This is a genomic window from Actinophytocola sp. (assembly GCF_009379765.1).
Classification (GTDB): Bacteria; Actinomycetota; Actinomycetes; order Mycobacteriales; family Pseudonocardiaceae; genus Actinophytocola.
Window position 1 is genome coordinate 22,870 of the sequence record NZ_WHTD01000026.1, and the last position, 16,815, is coordinate 39,684.

The 16,815-nt window shown below is 71.6% G+C and carries 13 protein-coding genes; 3 read left to right on the forward strand and 10 right to left on the reverse strand.

The window, feature by feature from the left end:
- Positions 1–32: 32 nt before the first annotated feature.
- Positions 33–1,772 carry a discoidin domain-containing protein gene (locus tag GEV28_RS10800; protein WP_291411236.1) on the reverse strand — a complete coding sequence of 580 codons (1,740 nt, stop codon included), beginning with the start codon at positions 1,770–1,772 and terminating at the stop codon, positions 33–35.
- Between the two features lie 187 nt (positions 1,773–1,959).
- Between GEV28_RS10800 and GEV28_RS10805 the strand changes: the two genes are divergently transcribed.
- Positions 1,960–2,868 (forward strand): DUF1996 domain-containing protein, encoded by a 909-nt coding sequence (locus tag GEV28_RS10805; protein ID WP_291411238.1) that lies wholly within the window; start codon positions 1,960–1,962, stop codon positions 2,866–2,868.
- Positions 2,869–2,885: 17 nt separating this feature from the next.
- On the opposite strand, the gene GEV28_RS10810 is transcribed toward GEV28_RS10805, so the two are convergent.
- The 6 genes from GEV28_RS10810 to GEV28_RS10835 form a co-directional block, all read right to left on the reverse strand.
- Positions 2,886–5,669, reverse strand: a complete 2,784-nt coding sequence (locus GEV28_RS10810) for an alpha-L-fucosidase (protein WP_291411270.1) — start codon at positions 5,667–5,669, stop codon at positions 2,886–2,888.
- A gap of 158 nt (positions 5,670–5,827) precedes the next feature.
- Positions 5,828–7,042, reverse strand: coding sequence for an ROK family protein (locus GEV28_RS10815; RefSeq protein ID WP_291411240.1), 1,215 nt, complete (start codon positions 7,040–7,042; stop codon positions 5,828–5,830).
- Positions 7,043–7,533: 491 nt separating this feature from the next.
- Entirely contained in the window at positions 7,534–8,145 is a 612-nt protein-coding gene (locus tag GEV28_RS10820) for an alpha/beta fold hydrolase (protein WP_291411243.1), read from the reverse strand.
- Positions 8,146–8,285: 140 nt separating this feature from the next.
- On the reverse strand, positions 8,286–10,574 hold the full coding sequence (locus GEV28_RS10825; RefSeq protein WP_291411244.1) for a cation-translocating P-type ATPase: 2,289 nt from the start codon (positions 10,572–10,574) through the stop codon (positions 8,286–8,288).
- Positions 10,574–11,554, reverse strand: coding sequence for a hypothetical protein (locus GEV28_RS10830; RefSeq protein ID WP_291411246.1), 981 nt, complete (start codon positions 11,552–11,554; stop codon positions 10,574–10,576). The genes GEV28_RS10825 and GEV28_RS10830 overlap by 1 nt, the downstream gene beginning before the upstream one ends.
- Before the next feature lie 14 nt (positions 11,555–11,568).
- Entirely contained in the window at positions 11,569–11,775 is a 207-nt protein-coding gene (locus tag GEV28_RS10835) for a heavy-metal-associated domain-containing protein (protein ID WP_291411247.1), read from the reverse strand.
- A 259-nt stretch (positions 11,776–12,034) separates the two neighbouring features.
- Between GEV28_RS10835 and GEV28_RS10840 the strand changes: the two genes are divergently transcribed.
- Positions 12,035–12,304, forward strand: coding sequence for a phosphopantetheine-binding protein (locus GEV28_RS10840; protein ID WP_291411249.1), 270 nt, complete (start codon positions 12,035–12,037; stop codon positions 12,302–12,304).
- A gap of 190 nt (positions 12,305–12,494) precedes the next feature.
- Positions 12,495–13,634 carry a phosphatidylinositol-specific phospholipase C1-like protein gene (locus tag GEV28_RS10845; RefSeq protein WP_291411251.1) on the forward strand — a complete coding sequence of 380 codons (1,140 nt, stop codon included), beginning with the start codon at positions 12,495–12,497 and terminating at the stop codon, positions 13,632–13,634.
- A gap of 184 nt (positions 13,635–13,818) precedes the next feature.
- Here the strand turns inward: GEV28_RS10845 and GEV28_RS10850 are convergent, their stop codons facing one another.
- The 3 genes from GEV28_RS10850 to GEV28_RS10860 all read right to left on the reverse strand — a co-directional run bounded on the left by GEV28_RS10850 (position 13,819) and on the right by GEV28_RS10860 (position 16,814).
- Positions 13,819–14,640, reverse strand: a complete 822-nt coding sequence (locus GEV28_RS10850; protein WP_291411253.1) for an endonuclease/exonuclease/phosphatase family protein — start codon at positions 14,638–14,640, stop codon at positions 13,819–13,821.
- A 73-nt stretch (positions 14,641–14,713) separates the two neighbouring features.
- Entirely contained in the window at positions 14,714–16,099 is a 1,386-nt protein-coding gene (locus GEV28_RS10855) for an MFS transporter (RefSeq protein WP_291411255.1), read from the reverse strand.
- Between the two features lie 112 nt (positions 16,100–16,211).
- The gene (locus GEV28_RS10860; protein WP_291411257.1) at positions 16,212–16,814 is read right to left on the reverse strand and encodes an FcoT family thioesterase; all 603 of its coding nucleotides are present in this window, start codon (positions 16,812–16,814) and stop codon (positions 16,212–16,214) included.
- Position 16,815 lies beyond the last annotated feature (1 nt).

Genomic DNA, 16,815 nt, shown 5'->3' on the forward strand with positions numbered 1-16,815 from the left:
GGGGTCAGGAGTGGGGGACTCGCGGGCTCTGGTCAGGGGCGGTAGACGCCCAGCTCGTAGAGGGAGTAGCCCCAGGCCGTGCCGCGTTGGGTGGCGTGCACCCGCACGTACCTGCCCGTCCCGTTGACGGCCAGCGAGTCGACGCCGCCGTCACCGGTGGTCGTCGAGTAGACGGCGCGCCACGACGAGCCGTCGTCGGAGACCTGGACCTCGTAGGCGCGACCGAAAGCGGACTCCCACACCAGCTGCACGTGGTCGAACGACGTCACCGCGCCGAGGTCCACCTGGATCCACTGTGGATCGCTCCAGTCGCTGGCCCATCGAGAGGTCAGCGAACCGTCGGTGGCCAGCGACGGCAGGAACGGCGCGCCGTCCCCCTGCGCCTGGTACGACGACGCCGACGTGGGCCGCCCCACCGCGATGTTCGTCCCCGGTTCGGACGGCGGCACCACCCGGAACGAGCGGGTCTCGATGCCCACGTTCCCCCGCCCGTCCCGCGCGAAGACGTAGACCTTCCACACCCCGAGCCGGTCCGGCGCGGTCACCGTGAACGGGTCCGTGCCGGTGAACGACGCCGGCACCAGCGAGCCGGAGTTGTCGACGTACTTGCTGTTCAGCCGTAGGTCGTAGGAGATCTGGTCGCCATCGGGGTCGCTCGCCGACACGTCGACGGTGAAGGTTCCGCCGGCCGGGACGTCGCCGAGCGAGGACATCGACGTGATCACCGGCGGCGTGTTGGCGGGCTGGGCACCGCCGTATGCTCGCGCCACCGAGTAATAGGACAGCCGCTTCTCGTTGCCTGGCAACAGGTTGAACCACACGCCGCCGAAGTCCTGTTCGGTGCCGTAGTGGAAGAGCGTCCCGCCGAGCGCCACGCCCTGGTGCGACATCAGGCAGTTCCACGCGGCCGGGTAGCCGTCCCGCTTCTCGACGTCGGTCGGCTCGTCGGGCACGCCGTTGGCGTCGTCGGCGACCTCCCACTCCCCCGCCGGGCCGCCCTCGGTGAGGATGTAGGGCTTGGTGTAGCCGCCGTCGACCCAGGTCTGGCGGATGTCGCAGACCGCGCCGTAGGAGTTGACCGCGTACAGGTCGAGGTCCGGCGCGTGGGCCTTGTAGTACGGCCACGCCCCGGTCCACGCGTCGGTCGAGGTGACCGGGTGGTTCGGGTCGGCGGCGTGGATCGCCCGGGCGACATCGTTGACGAATCGCGTGTACGCGACCCGCTGGTCCTCCAGCTCCGTACCGCCGAAGCAGTTCTGCATGCCCAGGATCGACTCGTTGCCGACGTTCCACAGCAGCACGCCCGGGTGGTCGCGGTACTCGGTCACCCAGCGGAGGAACTCGTTGAGCATCGTGGTCTTGTAGTTCGCGTCGGTGACGTAGTCGACGCAGCCGCCGCTGCCGGGACCGCCGCCGGGCTGCAGCCAGAACCCGCTGATCACCTTGACCCCGTTGGCCGCGGCGGCGTCGAGCAGCGGCCGGGTGGTGCCGTCGGTACCCCAGGTGCGGACGGTGTTCACGCCCATCGCCCGCAGGTCCGGCATCCGCGACGCGGCCTCGCCGATCGGTGGCCCCCAGGTCAGGCCCTTGACCGTGTAAAGCGCGCCGTCGACGGTGAGCTGCCAGCTGCCCTGGGACCCGGTCACCCGCACGACGCTGGGCGCGGCCGCCGCGGGCGCCGCGGTGACCACCACACCGGCGAGCAGTACGGCGAGCACGGCCAGGAAGGCACCGGCGCGATGTCGGCGCGGTACAGGGGGAACGCGCGTCATTGCGTCTCCTCAGCAGGGTTTGAGTGGGTTCGGAGAGCGCTCTCCCACTCGCCTACCGAGTGTCGTCTGTGGGTTACAGGCATGTCAAGGGCCAGGTACGGCGCATGCCTTGACAGCGCACCCGACCGTTCGCCACTCTCTATGGGAGAGCGCTCTCCCTCGATCCCTGCCGAGGAGGAGTCCCCCCGTGAAACGACATCTGGCGGTGGCGTGCGGCGTCGCCGTCACCGCGCTGTTCCTCGTCGCGCCGCAGAGTCAGGCCGCGGACGACGTCACGCACCACGAGTTCCAGGTCAACTGCTCGGTGACGCACCGGCTGCCGGACGACCCGATCGTCTTCCCCAACCTGCCCGGCGCGTCGCACGAGCACAGCTTCACCGGCAACACCACGACGAACGCGCACACGACGCTCGAGTCGCTCCAGGGCGCCGGGCTCGGCGCGACGTCGTGCCTCGCGCCCGACGACCTGTCCGCGTACTGGTTCCCCACGATGTTCAACGGTGACACCCCGGTGATCCCGTCCGGTCGCCAGGTCATCTACTACAAGTCCGGCGTCATCGACTACCCGAGTGTGCGGCCGTTCCCGCCGGGACTTCGTTACGTGGCCGGCAGTCCTGTCGCGACACTCGACGAGTTCCGCACCGCGCCGGGGCACATCGAAGGCTGGGAGTGCGGGAACAGCTTCTTCAACTGGGACTTCCCGACCCACTGTGACGTGGGCTCCCAGATGAACATCCGGTACCAGGCCCCGAGCTGCTGGGACGGCGTGCACCTGGACTCGGCCGACCACAAGAGCCACCTGGCCTACCCGGTCGACGGCTACTGCCCGGCCTCGCATCCAAACCCGGTGCCGATGCTCGAGTTCAAGATCGCGTTCCCGGTCGACGGCGACACCTCACAGGTACGGCTGGCGAGCGGCCGCGGCTACTCCTGGCACTACGACTTCTTCAACGCCTGGGACGAGCCGACCCTGGCCGCGCTGGTGAGCCACTGCATCAACGGCGGCCTGCAGTGCGACCCGCGCGGGTACGACCAGTACAAGCCGGACCGCGGGGCCGCACTGGGAACCAACTACCGGCTACCGGGTCGCCCGTGAGCTGTGGCTGATGGTGCTCACTCACCGATAGACACCCGGTCGAGGTCCGGGGCGGAGGCCGCGTCGTTGCCGATCGTGATCGTGTTGTCCCCAGCGGCGAGCACGATCCGCACCGACGTGGTCTCCGGCCGGCTGTTGCCGACCCCGCTCACCGCCGCCTCGACCGGTGCGCCGTCGCCGGCGGTGACGAAGAACGACCGGTCGCCGTTGACCGTGTAGTCGAGGTACAGCGTGTACTCGCCGGCCGACGGCACGGTGACGTGCTCGAACACCAGGTGCGCGGCCACGCTGCCGCCGAGGTTGCGCACCTTCTGGCCACCCGAGCACGGCGAGCAGCCGGTGATCCCCGCGCTGCCCAGCCGGTTGCGCGAGTCCTCGGCCTCGCGCATGAACACCCGGTCCGCCGGCCGCGGCCGCACGCCGACCTTCCGCACGACCTCCTTCGCCCGGCCCAACACCTGGAACGACGCGGTGACCGGGATGTCCACACCGGACACATCGGCGCCGGGCGGCGAGGTGACGGTCCACGTGCCGGACACGGTTTGGCCCAACCGCAAGCTTTCCGCGGTGGCCGGGTTGCCGGTCACGGTCCAGCCCGGCGGCACCGACGGCGCGAGCCGGACCTGGTCGAGCGCGTCGTCGACGTCGAGCCGCAGGGTGGCCGAGACGGTGAGCGACTGCTGCCCGGCGCCGACCCACTGCAGGCCGGTCGGGTCGACGGTCGTCGTCGTGGTCGGCACGTAGGACTCCGGCGGCAGCGGCCCGACCGCGATCCGGTCGAGCGCCGGCCCGCCGGACACCGTGATCGTGTTCGCCCCGGCCCGCAGCGGTACCGCCACGGCCGTGCTGGCCGGGACGTCGTCGGCGCCGGCCGGCACATGGACCTCCGACCCGACCCCGTTGACCCGCACCGAGAGCGTCCCCGCGCCGGTGTGGTCGAGCTGCAGCCGGTAGGTGCCCGCCTCGGCCACCCGCACGTCGCGGTAGGTCACCGAGCCGCGCCCGCCGACCGCGAACGAGCCCGAGCAGGCCGCGCACCACACCGGCCGCGCCGACCCGGACAGGGACGCGTGCTCCGCCTCGAGCGGCAGCGGCCGGCCCGCGGTCGGATAGCCGTGCGCGACCTCGATCTCGTCGATCCGCAGCTGGTGCACGAAGTTCGGCGCCTGCGCACCTCCCCACGTGTTCAGCACGTCCAGCCTGACGTACCGGGCCCGCTGCGCGCCGATGTCGATGAACCGCACGCCGCGGGCGCTCGGGAGCGCACCGGCGCGAACCTCCCGCCAGTGCACCCGGTCGTCGCTCACCGAGACGCGGTAGTCCTTGATGCGAGCCGAGTCCTCCGGGCGGCCGAACGTCTCCCGCGCGTAGGTCGGCGACCACTCCCGCTGGTGCACCGCGAGGTGGTCGGCGGCGCGACGCTTGCCGAGGTCGAGCGTCACCGACACCGGCAGCTGCCCGTCGCTGTCCCAGTAGTCCTGGTAGCTGCCGTCCACGAGGCTCGGCGCCGGGTGGCCGTCGCTCTCGGCCGACGCGGTCGCGCGTACGCCGTCCAGCGCACCCCGCCTACCTGCCGTGTCCACCTGGAACACGGTGTCGTAGTCGTCCCAGTCCCGGATGTCCATGATGGACAGATAACCGCCGGACCGGCCGAACCGCATCCGCTCGCCGGTGCGCAGGTCGGTCACCCTGGTGACCTGGTACCCGTTGTCCCGCAACCGAACCATGTCGGTCCGCGGCCTGGTGAGCACGTGCACGTACTGGGTGCGGTCCTTGACGGTCACCACGCCGTGCGCGCCGTCGTTCCAGAACCCGGGCTGCATGCCGCCGTACATGTACCCACCGCCCTCGGTGCCGCGCAGCGACGCCTCGATCGGTGGCCGCCACGAGGCCATGAAGTCGTTGAACGCCTCCTGTGCGGGCGGGAACCTGCCGTTGACCATCGCGGTCTCGGCCATCAGCGACTTCATCGACGAGCCTGCGTTGGTGATGTAGCGCCCGGTGGACAGGCGGTAGTCGACCGCGTGGTCCTCGCCGTCGTACCACCAGTCGCCGGAGGTCGGGAGCTTGTAGTCGGCCTCGGTGAGCCGCGGCATCGGGGTGAACGCGGCCTGCGGGTAGTCGTAGGGCGGGGTCATGCCGGTCTTCTGCTCGTTGCTGACCGTGTCCATGATCGGCGTGTCCTCGTTGTTGTTGCTCAGCAACCAGGACGGGCGCCGCTCGCGGATCTGCTCGTAGAGGTCGTGGTTCTCCCAGTAGGCGTTGTCGTTGTCGATCCAGAACCCCGCGAGGTCCGGGTAGTCGGCCATGACCTCGAAGAACAGGTCGTAGCTGAACCGGCCGAAGCCGTCGCGGGTGGTGAGGTCGACGTCCTCGCCCGTGTAGGCGGAGTACGCGGCCGAGTCGAGGGTCTCGACGCCCTGCTCGTTGTGCCACTGCGGGTCGTCGGTCATGTAGAGGAGGACGCGCACGCCCTTGGCCTTGCCGGCCCGGACGAGCTCGCCGAGGAAGTCGCGCCGGGTGGCACAGCTGCCGGGGATCGCCGACGGCCAGGGGCGCGCGTAGCCGAGGCGGCTGTGGAAGGTGGCCAGGACGAGGTAGGACGCACCGAGCTTGGTCGCCTCGTCCACCCAGTAGTCCGGTGTCCAGCCGCCGGCGGTGACGTCGTGCTCCCATTCCGCGCAGCTCAGGTGCACCGGGTCGGTGAACATGCCCCAGTGCAGGAAGAGTCCGGCGGTCGAGTCGCGCAGCCACTCCTGGCGGGGGTGCTCGACCTCGGCCGCCGCGGGTGCGGCGATCATGGCGCCGCCGCCGAGCAGGCCGGCGAACAGGGCGAGTGCGAGGACCGTGCGGGTGAGCCGCTTTCCCATGTCGCGCTCCGTTGGGCGAGGGATATGTCAACAAAGCTGCATAACTGCAGACGTCCGATGATTGCGCTCAAGCGGGTGTGGGTCAACCCTCAGCTGTTCGGCACGTGGAGCAGGCCCGCCATGACCTCGTCCAACGCGAGCCGCGCGGCCCCGAGCGCGACCGACTCGGCCCCGAGCGTGGAGATGACCACCTCGACGGGGAAGAGCGTCAGCCGCGCCAACTCCCGCCGAAACGGCTCGGCGATCACCGCGCCCCCACGCGACATCCCACCTCCGAGCACGACGACCTGCGGATCCACCGCGAGCGCGAGAACGGCGGCCCCGCGAGCAAGCACGGTGGCGAACTCGGTGAGCACGGCGACACTGTCCGGATCCCCGGCAGCGGCCGCCGCGATCACCAGCTCCCCCTCCCGCCCAACCCACCCCCGAGCGCCGGGCTCCGGCCCGAGGTCCGTGGCTAGGTCTGCGCCGCGGGCGTGCAGGTCGGCCACCGCGGCCTCCCACCCAAGCATGGGCAGCGCGCCGATCTCGCCGGCGGCGCCGTGGCGGCCCTCGTGCACGCGGCCGCCGAACAGCACACCGGCGCCCGCGCGGTGGCCGGCGAACATGTAGACCAGGTTGGCGTGCTCGGTGGCCGCGCCCTGCCAGTGCTCGGCGAGCGCCGCCAGCTTCACGTCGTTCGCGACGGTGACCTCGTGGCCGGTGCCGGCCGCGAGCGTCGCGGCCACGTCGACGTCGGTGAACCCGGGCAGCGAGTACGGCGCGAGGCCGGCGCCGGTGGGCCCGACGGAGACGTCGCGCGCACCGTGGTCGGCGCGCAGCGCGCCGGTGACCCCGCACGCAACGGCCGTGACGTCCGCCGGCCGCAGGCCTGCGCCGGCCCAGCAGGCGAGGGCCGTGTCGACCGCGTCGCGCAGCCGGCTCGGCGCGTCCTGGTTCGGGTCGAGCTCGCGGCGGCGCACCGCGAGCGTCTCCCCGCGCAGGTTCGTCACCAGGGCCATCGTCTTGTGCGCGCCGATGTCGATGCCGCTGACGTACCCCGACCCGGCGCGGAACCGGAAGTGCCGGGCGGGCCGCCCGGAACCGCGCGCCGGCGGCGGCTCGATCTCCTCGACCCGGCCGGTGTCGAGCAGGTCTGCGAGCAGGTGCTCCGCCGTCGGCCGCGAGACGCCGACCGCGTCCCGCAGGTCGCGCAGCGTCAGGTGCGGGGCGTCGAGGAACGCGCTGAGCGCCGCGGCGACGTTCAGCCGCCGCAGCAGCGACGGGTCACCCAGCCGCCCGCGTGCCTCGTCACCCCGACTCATCGGATGATTGGACCGCAAAGTGGGGTCCGGTGCCAAACGCTGGATGAAAGTTTTCTCATCTGTCGCTCAACAGCCGGCTCGCCCGAATGCTCCACCACCGCCTCACCCGTGACCTCGACCCCGACGCGCTCGGCCGGCGCACGGCCACCGTCATGCTGTCGCTCGCCACCGGGCCACACCGGGTGCGGGAGCCGGGTCGGCACCAGGCCACCACCCGACGGATCGAGCTCGCCGAACGGTGGCTCGACAACACCGATGGGCGAAGCGAACGAACATCAAGCGCACCCGGGTCGTGGTCAGCGCGACGATCGCGGTGGCCGGGTTCGCCGGCGCCCGCGCGGAAGAAGCGTCCCGTTCCGGTCTACCCCGCGGACAGCCCCGCGGGTAGCGGCGGCAGCGCCGACTGACACCGCCGCGGAAAAAGCGGCCGGAACAGCCCCGGTCAGTGGGAACAATCGGGGTGTCCCGGCCCGTGCCGCGCGGCCGGGGAGTCAATTTCCGGAAATCTTCTGGTGCCAGTCGAACAAAACCGCCGCGACCGTGGTCGGGTCGTCGTGTGTCACGAGGTGGCCGCCGCTCGGAATCATCACCTGGCGGGCCTGGGGCAGCCGGCGGCGGGCCCGGTTCGCGTCGGTCGGCGGCACCAGGCGATCGCGCATGGCCCAGGCCAGCAGGACCGGGGCGGTGATCGACTCGGGGTGGCGGAACGCATAGCGCCACATCCCGGCCACCCGGCCCGCGGCGTCGCGCGCCGCCTGGATGTCCGAGGTCGCCAGCAGCCGGGCCGGGTCGCAGGAGAGACGGAACCGGACCGCCATGTACCAGGCATGCGACCTGGTCCAGAAGCCGATGGGGCAGAACGCCGTCACGCCGGACACCGGCATCCGGCGGGCCAGCTCCAACGCCACCGCGCCACCCAGCGCGTGGCCGACCACGTGCGGTGCTTCCAGCCCGAGCTCGCGGGCCCGGTCCGCCAGAAGATCCGCGAGCCGCGGCACGCCGGCGCGGTGCACGGCCGGCATGTCGACGACGGCGACCTGCACGAAACCGGGGAGCTTGTCGAGAATGGGCTCCCAGACGCCGTTGTCACCGCCATCGTGCAAGAGCAACAATGGCGGAAATGAATTCATCGACAGCCCCCGACATCACACAAGCCGTCTGGCCAGAATACGTTCCGTGTGTGGTCGGCGACAGCGCGGCAGGCAATTTCCGAGTCATCGGAAACCCGCGCTCCACTGAGATTCTAGGCGGCGTCCGCGAACGACCGGGACCGCGGCGCGGCGGCGCCCGCGAGCGGTGCCGAGGTGTTGCCCGCCAGCGCCTGGAAACCCCGCAGCCGCAAGCTGTTCGACACCACGAACACCGAGCTGAACGCCATCACCGCACCCGCCAGCATCGGGTTCAGCAGGCCCGCCGCGGCGAGCGGGATGGTCGCCACGTTGTACGCGAACGCCCAGAACAGGTTGCCCCGAATGGTGTTCAGCGTCCGCCGCGACAGCCGGATCGCGTCCGCCGCGGCACGCAGGTCGCCGCGCACCAGCGTCAGGTCGCTCGACTCGATCGCGACGTCCGTGCCGGTGCCCATCGCCAGCCCCAGGTCCGCCTGCGCCAGCGCGGCCGCGTCGTTCACGCCGTCGCCGACCATCGCGACCACCCCGCCCGCCGACTGCAGCCGCTTCACCTCGTCGACCTTGCCCGCCGGCAGCACGCCCGCGATCACCTCGTCGATGCCGACCTCGTCGGCCACCGCGCGCGCCACCGCCTCGTGGTCACCGGTGAGCATCACCGGCGTGAGCCCCAGCGCCTTCAGCTGGCGCACCGCCGCCGCGCTGGTCGGCTTCACCGTGTCGGCCACCACCAGCAGGCCACGCGCCGCGCCGTCCCAGGCGACGGTCACCGCGGTCCGCCCCAGCGCCTCCGCGTCGGCCTTGGCCGACACCAGCTCGGCCGGCAGCGCCGGCAGCCACGAGGTCGACTCGTGCGCCCGGCCCGCCGCGACGGCATGCCCCTCGACCTCGCCCCGCACGCCGAGCCCGTCGACCGAGGCGAACCCGGACACGGCCGGCAGCGATCCGACCCGCTCCCGCGCCGCGGTCGCGACCGCGGCGGCGATCGGGTGCGAGGAGGCGTCCTCGAGCGCGCCCGCGAGCCGCAGCAGCTGCTCGGCGGGTACCCCGGGCGCCGGCACGACCTCGACCAGCGACATCTGGCCGGTGGTCACCGTGCCGGTCTTGTCCAGCACGATCGTGTCCACCCGGCGGGTCGACTCGAGCACCTCCGGCCCCTTGATCAGGATGCCGAGCTGCGCGCCCCGCCCGGTGCCGACCAGCAACGCGGTGGGCGTCGCGAGGCCCAGCGCGCACGGGCACGCGATGATCAGCACGGCCACCGCCGCGGTGAACGACGCCGACGCGGACGCTCCCGTGCCGAGCCAGAACCCCAGCGCCGCGAGCGCCAGCACGATCACGACCGGCACGAACACCGCGGACACCCGGTCGGCCAGCCGCTGCACCTTCGCCTTGCCGGTCTGCGCCTGCTCGACCAGCTTCGCCATCTGCGCGAGCTGCGTGTCCGACCCGACCCGGGTGGCCGCCACCACGAGCCGCCCGCCCGCGTTGACCGTCGCCCCCACGACCCGCGAGCCGGCGGAGACCTCGACCGGTACCGACTCGCCGGTGAGCATGCTCTCGTCCACCGCGGACGAGCCGTCCTCGACCACGCCGTCGGTGGCGATCTTCTCGCCCGGCCGCACGACGAACCTGTCGCCGACGGCCAGCCGCTCGATCGGGACGCGCGTCTCGAGCCCACCGCGCAGCACCGCGACGTCCTTGGCACCCAACGACAGCAGCGCGCGCAGCGCCGACCCGGCGCGGGTCTTGGCCCGCGCCTCGAAGTACCGGCCGGCGAGGATGAACGTGGTGACGCCCGCCGCGACCTCGAGGTAGATGTTGCCGTCGCCGCCCGAGCGCTCGATCGTCAGCCGGAACGGGTGCTCCATGCCCGGGATGCCCGCGGTGCCGAGGAACAGCGCGTACAGCGACCACGCGAACGCGGCCAGCGTGCCCATCGAGATCAGCGTGTCCATGGTCGCCGCGCCGTGCCGCAGGTTGAGCCACGCGGCCCGGTGGAACGGCAGCGCGCCCCACACCACGACCGGCGCGGCCAGCACCAGCGACGCCCACTGCCAGTACTCGAACTGCAGCCACGACGACATCGCCATCGCGACGACCGGGACCGACAGCACGAGGCTCACCAGCACCCGGTTGCGCAGCGCGCGCAGCTCCTGGTCGGCCGGCTCCTCCTCGGCGGGCGCCGGGTCGGGGTCGGGCGGGGCGGCGGTGTAGCCCATCTTCTCCACGACCGCCACCAGGACGTCCGAGGTCACCGACTCCGGCGCGGACACGACGGCCTTCTCGGTGGCGTAGTTGACGCTGGCCTCGACGCCGTCCAACCGGTTCAGCCGCTTCTCGATGCGGGCCGCGCACGACGCGCACGTCATGCCGCCGATCACGAGCTCCACCTGGCTGGACATCACTTCTCCCCGTGTGGTTCGGACTCGTGCGACTCGGACTCGTTCGGTGTGGCGACCGCGGTGAGCTCCGCGGTGCGCACCACACCGCCGTGCTTGAAGTCCAGGTACAGCCGGTAGGTGCCGGCGGTGGGCACCTCGGCGTAGAACGTGATCGAGGGGCCGGCCGGGGTCTTGCCGTCGCCCGGCTCACCGTCCGGGTGGACGTGCAGGTAGGCGAGGTCGCCCTGGCGCAGCGCGATCAGGTGGCCGTAGGCGGCCAGGTAGGGCTGCAGGTCGGTGACCGGCACGCCGCCCTTGTCGACCGACAGCGTGAGCTTGCTGGTGGTGCCCGGGACGAGCGCGCCCGCGAGCGTCACCCGGTAGCCGTCGACGTCGGCGGCGAGCGCCGGCGCGGGCAGCGGTTTCGGCTGGTAGGCGCCGGACACCGGGACGTCCGCGCCGAGCGTGACGCCTTCTTCGCGACCGCGCGGCAGGAAGTCCGCGAACACCCGGTAGTCCCCCGCGGAGGCGACGGTCAGCGGGATCCGCCAGGTGCCGTCGGCGGCCATCGTCGGGTGCACGTGCTGGAAGCCGGACAGGTCGCGCCGGGCCACGACCAGATGCATCAGCTTGTCGTGGGTGGGCGCGAACGCCGTGACCGGCGAGCCGTGGTCGTCGAGGATGCGGAACGCGAAGTCGGTCGCGACGCCGGCCCGCAGGCCGTCGCTCAGCACGTCGAGGGTGACGCCGTCGGCGGAGACCATCAGGCCCTTGGGTACCCCGGCCGGCTCGCCGCCATGCGCGTCGCCGTGCCCGCCCATGTCCGCCATGCCGTCCTCGGCACCGTCGGCGCCGCCCATGCCCTCGTGCTCGGCGGCGGCGGGCTCCGGCTCGGCCGCGACCGGTCCGACCGCCTGGCCGACGCCGTACGCGGCAGCGAACGCCACCGCCAGGGCCAGGCCGAACCCGCCGAGCTTGCGTGTCGTGCCGGAGATCGCCATGTCTCTCGCTCCCGTCAGCTCGCCAGTGTGTAGCCGGCCTCGTCGACCATGGCCCGCACGTCGGCGGCGTCGACGGGCCGCGCACTGATGACGGTGACGTGGCCGGTGGGCAGGTCGACGGCCACGTCGGTGACTCCCGGGATGCGGCCGACCTCCTCCGTCACCGCGCCGACGCAGTGCTCGCAGGTCATTCCGGTCACCGTGTAAGTGGAGGTGGACACGTTACGTCTCCTGTTGCTTCGTGGGTCGATACTCGTCGACTGTACTATACCCCCCCATGGTATTTGCAAGGGTATCCCCCGTCACATCCGCATCACCCTGCGCCACGCGGCTGGAACACGTCGTGAACGCGGCATGAGTCTGGCTGGGGCCGAGTGAGATACGAGCCGGTGTCTGGCCCAGTTATAGCCACGGTGCACATCATCATCTACAAGCCCCGGGCGAGGCGCGACCCGGGCCCGTGCCGGGAGGCGACGCACCGTGACCACCGACGCCGCACTGACCAGAGACCACCTGCTGCGCAAGGTCGCCGGGCTGCTCGGACTGTCCCAAGAGGACTTGAGGCCCGACGCCGACCTCGTCGGGCTCGGCATCACCTCGCTCGACGTGATGCGCCTGGTGAACGAGTGGCGGGTACGCGGCCTGCCGGTGACGTTCCGCGACCTCGCCACCGAGCCGACCATCGACCGCTGGTGGCGGCGCGTGGAGGAGCTGTGCCGCGCGAACCCCTACCTGCGGCTCGCCGGGTGACCGGACGGTTCCCGGCCGGTTGTCGCGAATGGACTCCCAGTTACCGGCGGGTGGGTCGCGCGAGGAAGGCTGGCCACGCACGTTCCATGTGGACGGTAAGGAAAGGCACTGACGGAAGTCGGGGGCCCGATCACGGAGGATGCACATGTCATTGAGAGCCTTAGGGGCGCGTAAGTTAGCCAGCGCCGGGTTGGCGGTCGGCCTGCTGCTCGTTGTGCCGGTGGCCAACGCGGGCGCCGCTCAGAGCGGGTGGGGCCACGACCGATCCGGCTCGGTCAGACTCAACCAGATCCAGGTGATCGGTACCCAGAACAGCTTCCACCAGGAGCCACCGGCAGCCGAGAAGACGCTCCGGATGCAGCTGACGGGACCCGAGGTGGAGCAGACGATCGAGTACACGCACGCGCCGGTCGCCACCCAACTGGGTGACCAGAAGGTGCGCCAGGTGGAGTTCGACGTCTACGCCGACCCGGACGGCGGCAAGTACGCGACGCCGTACCTGCGGGTGGCCACGAACGGCGGGCCGATGGACCCGGTCATGATGCAGCCCGGCTCGAAGGTCCTGCACCTGCAGGACGTCGACTACCACTCGAGCTGCCTCACCCTGGTGAGGTGCCTGCAGCAGGTGAAGTCCTGGTCCGACCAGCACCCCGCGCACATCGCGATCATGATCATGCTGGAGTTCCAGGACCGGCCGCTGATCGTGCCCGGCGAGACCGAGCCGCGCCCCGGCACGGTGATCCCGCTGCAGTGGACGCGGGCGCGGATGCTGTCGCTGGAGCAGGAGATCCTGTCGGTGTTCCCCCGCAACCGCCTGCTGACGCCGGACAACGTGCGCAAGCCCGACAAGACGCTCGAGCAGTCGGTGCTGCAGGACGGCTGGCCGACGGTCGACGGCACCCGCGGCAAGATCATGTTCACGATGGACAACAACGGCACCTACCGGGACTCCTACCTTCAGGGAAACCCCAACCTCGAAGGTCGGCTCCTGTTCACCAACAGCAGTCCCGGCAACACGGACGCGGCGTTCATGAAGCGCTACGTCTGGGACCCGAACGGCGCCGCGGAGATCACCGAACTGGTCCAGGACGGCTACCTGGTCCGCACCCGCGCCGACGCGGACACGATGCAGGCCCGCAACAACGACGTGTCCACTCGCGACACCGCGCTCGCCACGGGCGCGCAGTGGGTGAGCACGGACTACCCCGTACCGGGTATCGCCTCCCGGTTCGACGGCAGCCCGTACTACGCCGCCATTCCCGGCGGCGTAGTCGCACGGTGCAACCCCCAGGTGGCCCCGTGGTGGTGCGACTGCGTGACGTTGGAGTGACCCACGCACGACAGGAGCGGCGGCCGGTGATCCGGTCGTCGCTCTTCTCGTGTCTGCTCGCAATGTCCACTCCGGAAACAGAGAAGTGCGTTCGTGGGCATACCAAGCGTAACCGGACAATTGGATCCGACGATGGCGGAACGTCCACCGCTCGGTAACCGACAAGACACGCCCCGCGAGTGGCTCAGAACAGTGTGGGCGGGCTCGCGGCCTCGTACGGGTCCATGGTGTCCAGCTCGGCGGTGGGGAGGCAGTCGAACGTCACCGACAGCGCCGAGTGGTCCGAGAGCCGGGTGGTGCGCGGCTCGTGCACGTACTCGCACTCGGAGATCTCCGCGGCCAGTTCCTTCGAGCAGTGCGCGTGGTCGTAGCGGTAGCCGTCCCCCGTGCGGCCGATCCAGCTGTGCTCGATCCGCTCGGGCTCCATGTGCCGGAACGCGTCGACGAGCCCGTGCTTGTCGGTGAGGCCTCGGTAGAAGTCGTACTCGAACCAGCGGAACGTGGTGTATGAGGGCACGTGGCCGGGCTCGATCACGTTGAGGTCGCCGAGCACCACCGTGTCCGCGCCGGAGTCGGTGAGCCCGCCGGCACCCAGCGCGGCGGAGAACTCCGAGAGCCAGCGGCGCTTGCGCTCGGTGCGCTCGGCGGTGGCGTCCCGGGTCGGCGCGTAGGCGCCCACGATGCGGACCAGGCCCGCGGCGGTCGAGACCATCACGCCGGCGACGCGCTCGGGCAGGAACGTCAGGTGCTCGGAGATCGGGTCGACCCGCACCGGCACCCTGCTGACGATCATCACGCCGTAGTCGGTCGGCCCCGGCCTCGGGTAGACCACGGCGTAGCCGGCCGTGCGGAACGCGTCGGCCAGGTGGCGGCAGCCGTCGGACGCCCTGGTCTCGGTGAGCACGAAGACGTCCTCGTGCCGGGTGGCGAGCCACGCCAGCTGGCGGTGGGCACGCTCCTCCGAGGGGCTGCCAATGTTGAAGGTCATCAGGCTGAGACCGGACATGTGGCCAGATCGTACGGGTGACCACCGGCCGCTCGCATGACCGGTCCGCCACGCAGCGCACCGGAGTGGACACTCAGCGCTTCGGCAGCAGCGCCATGGGCACGACGGCGAGCACGCCGGCCACGAGGATCGCGGTGAGACCCGCGCCGTCCACAGTGGCCTGTCCGGCGAGCGCGACCCCGAGCACCGTCCCCAGCTGGAGGTACCCCGCGAGCAGGCCGGTCACCTGGCCGGCGTCGCGCTGGGCCACGCGGCTGGTGGCGCTGCCGGCGCCGACGACCACCATCGGCGCGAGGCAGACGGCGACGACCGCGAGGCCGGCGGCCACCAGGCCCTCGGTGAGCATCCAGAAGCCAAGGGCCGCGGACGCGAACCCGAGGTGGGACATCGTGCGGCGGCCGACCAGCCGGGTGAGCCGTCCGGCGACCGGCAGCACGGCCAGCGCCGCGACGGCCGCGGGGAGGAGGAGCAGCGCGGCGCGCGGCGGCGACAGCCCGGCGAGCTGCAGCCGCACGGAGCTCCCCACGAAGGCGGCGACGAGCAGCCCGACCGCCCCGACGAGCACGACGAGCCCCGACCACACCGACCGGTGCGCCATGAACGGCGTGACGGGCGGCTCGACCAGTACGAACACGGCGACGCACGCGGCCCCGAGCACCACGGCGGCCACGCCGGCGACGAGGGACCCGCTCCCCGCCGCGACGGACCCGTGCACGAGCAGGACGACGGCAGCCCCCATCGCGGCCGCACCCCGCCACTCCCCTACTCCGCGAGTCCCCCGTTCGCGGCCCGCGAGTCCCCCGCCGAACAGGGGACTCGCGGATCCTGAGTGTGGGACTCGCGGGTTCTGAGCGTTGGACTCGCGGGTCCTGAATGTTGGACTCGCGGGTTCTGAGCGTTGGACTCGCGGGGTTGGGCGGGCGAGGGGCAGGATCAGCAGGCCGACGGCGGCCGCGGCGAAGAACACGGCGCGCCAGCCGAACCACGACACCGCGACGCCGCCCACCAGCACGCCCAGGACCGCGGCGACCGCGTCCAGGGCGAGCCACCAGCGCAGCACGCGGTGCCGGCCGGTGCCCCCGGACGCGGCCACCATCGCGAGCGCGGCACCGGAGACCAGGGCCGCGCCGAAGCCCTGGGCCAGCCGCGCCGACACCAGCAGCTCCCCCGAGGACGCCAGGCCGGCGACCGCCGACGCCACGGTGAACAACGCCGCGCCGGCGAGGAAGCCGGGCAGTCGCGACGCGGGCAGCACCAAGGAGCCGAACGCCAGCGGGTAGGCGGCCAGCACCCACGGCAGCACCGCGGGCCCGAGCAGGAGATCGGCGCCGATGCTGGGCAGCGCCATGGTCACCGCGGTCAGGTCCGCGACCACCAGGAGCTGCGCCACGCAGACCAGCACGAGCGCGGAGCGGGACAGGGTCGGCGCGGCGGCGGTCCGCCGGACGGTCAGCAGCACCGGATGCTCCCTCGAGTCTGATGTGGACTTTGTCGACGCGGGCTACCGCGGGGTGGATGCAGTGGTCATGCCGGCGGCTCCACGGGGAGTCCGCCGGCATGAGGAAGAACGACTAGGCGGCCGGGCGCTCCTCGATGCCGGAACCAGCGCCGGAACCGGAACCGGTCCGCGAGCTCGGCGGGTTCAGCAGTGCCAGCAGGACCTCGCCGTCGGCGCGGCCGTCCTGGGCGTCCCAGAACCGGACCGTCGTGTCGGTGAGGACCATCGGCTGGCGCACGTTGCTGTGGGTGATCGAGGCGAACGCGACCTCGCCGCTGAAGGACAGCGAGTCGATCTGCGAGCGGAAGATGCTGCGGAACCGGGCGATGAGGATGTCCGGCAGCTGCCGCACCCAGTAGTCGTCGACCGACCAGTCGGCGAGCGCCGGCACCGCGTGCTCCTTGATGGACTTGGCCAGCAGGTAGTAGACGAGCTGGTTGTAGCAGATGTTGAACTCGACCGCGTTGAAGTGGCCGGTGTCGTCGATGTAGCAGGGACTCGGGATCGAGAACTGTCCACGTGCGACACCGAGGCCGTTCTTCACCGTCACCGTCGCCGACCTCAGGTAGCGGCAGTGTTCCTTGTACGGCCGCAGCACGCCCTCGAGCAGGTGCTCGTCCTCCTCGAACCGCAGCGAGGTCGCCGCGTCGAACAGCGGGGTGACCGTCTGAGCCATC

Excerpts from the sequence above, each read along its gene's own strand:
- GEV28_RS10800 (WP_291411236.1), bottom strand. The coding sequence starts at position 1,772 with ATGACGCGCGTTCCCCCTGTACCGCGCCGACATCGCGCCGGTGCCTTC.
- GEV28_RS10810 (WP_291411270.1), bottom strand. The coding sequence starts at position 5,669 with ATGATCGCCGCACCCGCGGCGGCCGAGGTCGAGCACCCCCGCCAGGAG.
- GEV28_RS10815 (WP_291411240.1), bottom strand. The coding sequence starts at position 7,042 with ATGAGTCGGGGTGACGAGGCACGCGGGCGGCTGGGTGACCCGTCGCTG.
- GEV28_RS10825 (WP_291411244.1), bottom strand. The coding sequence starts at position 10,574 with ATGTCCAGCCAGGTGGAGCTCGTGATCGGCGGCATGACGTGCGCGTCG.
- GEV28_RS10830 (WP_291411246.1), bottom strand. The coding sequence starts at position 11,554 with ATGGCGATCTCCGGCACGACACGCAAGCTCGGCGGGTTCGGCCTGGCC.
- GEV28_RS10850 (WP_291411253.1), bottom strand. The coding sequence starts at position 14,640 with ATGTCCGGTCTCAGCCTGATGACCTTCAACATTGGCAGCCCCTCGGAG.
- GEV28_RS10860 (WP_291411257.1), bottom strand. The coding sequence starts at position 16,814 with ATGGCTCAGACGGTCACCCCGCTGTTCGACGCGGCGACCTCGCTGCGG.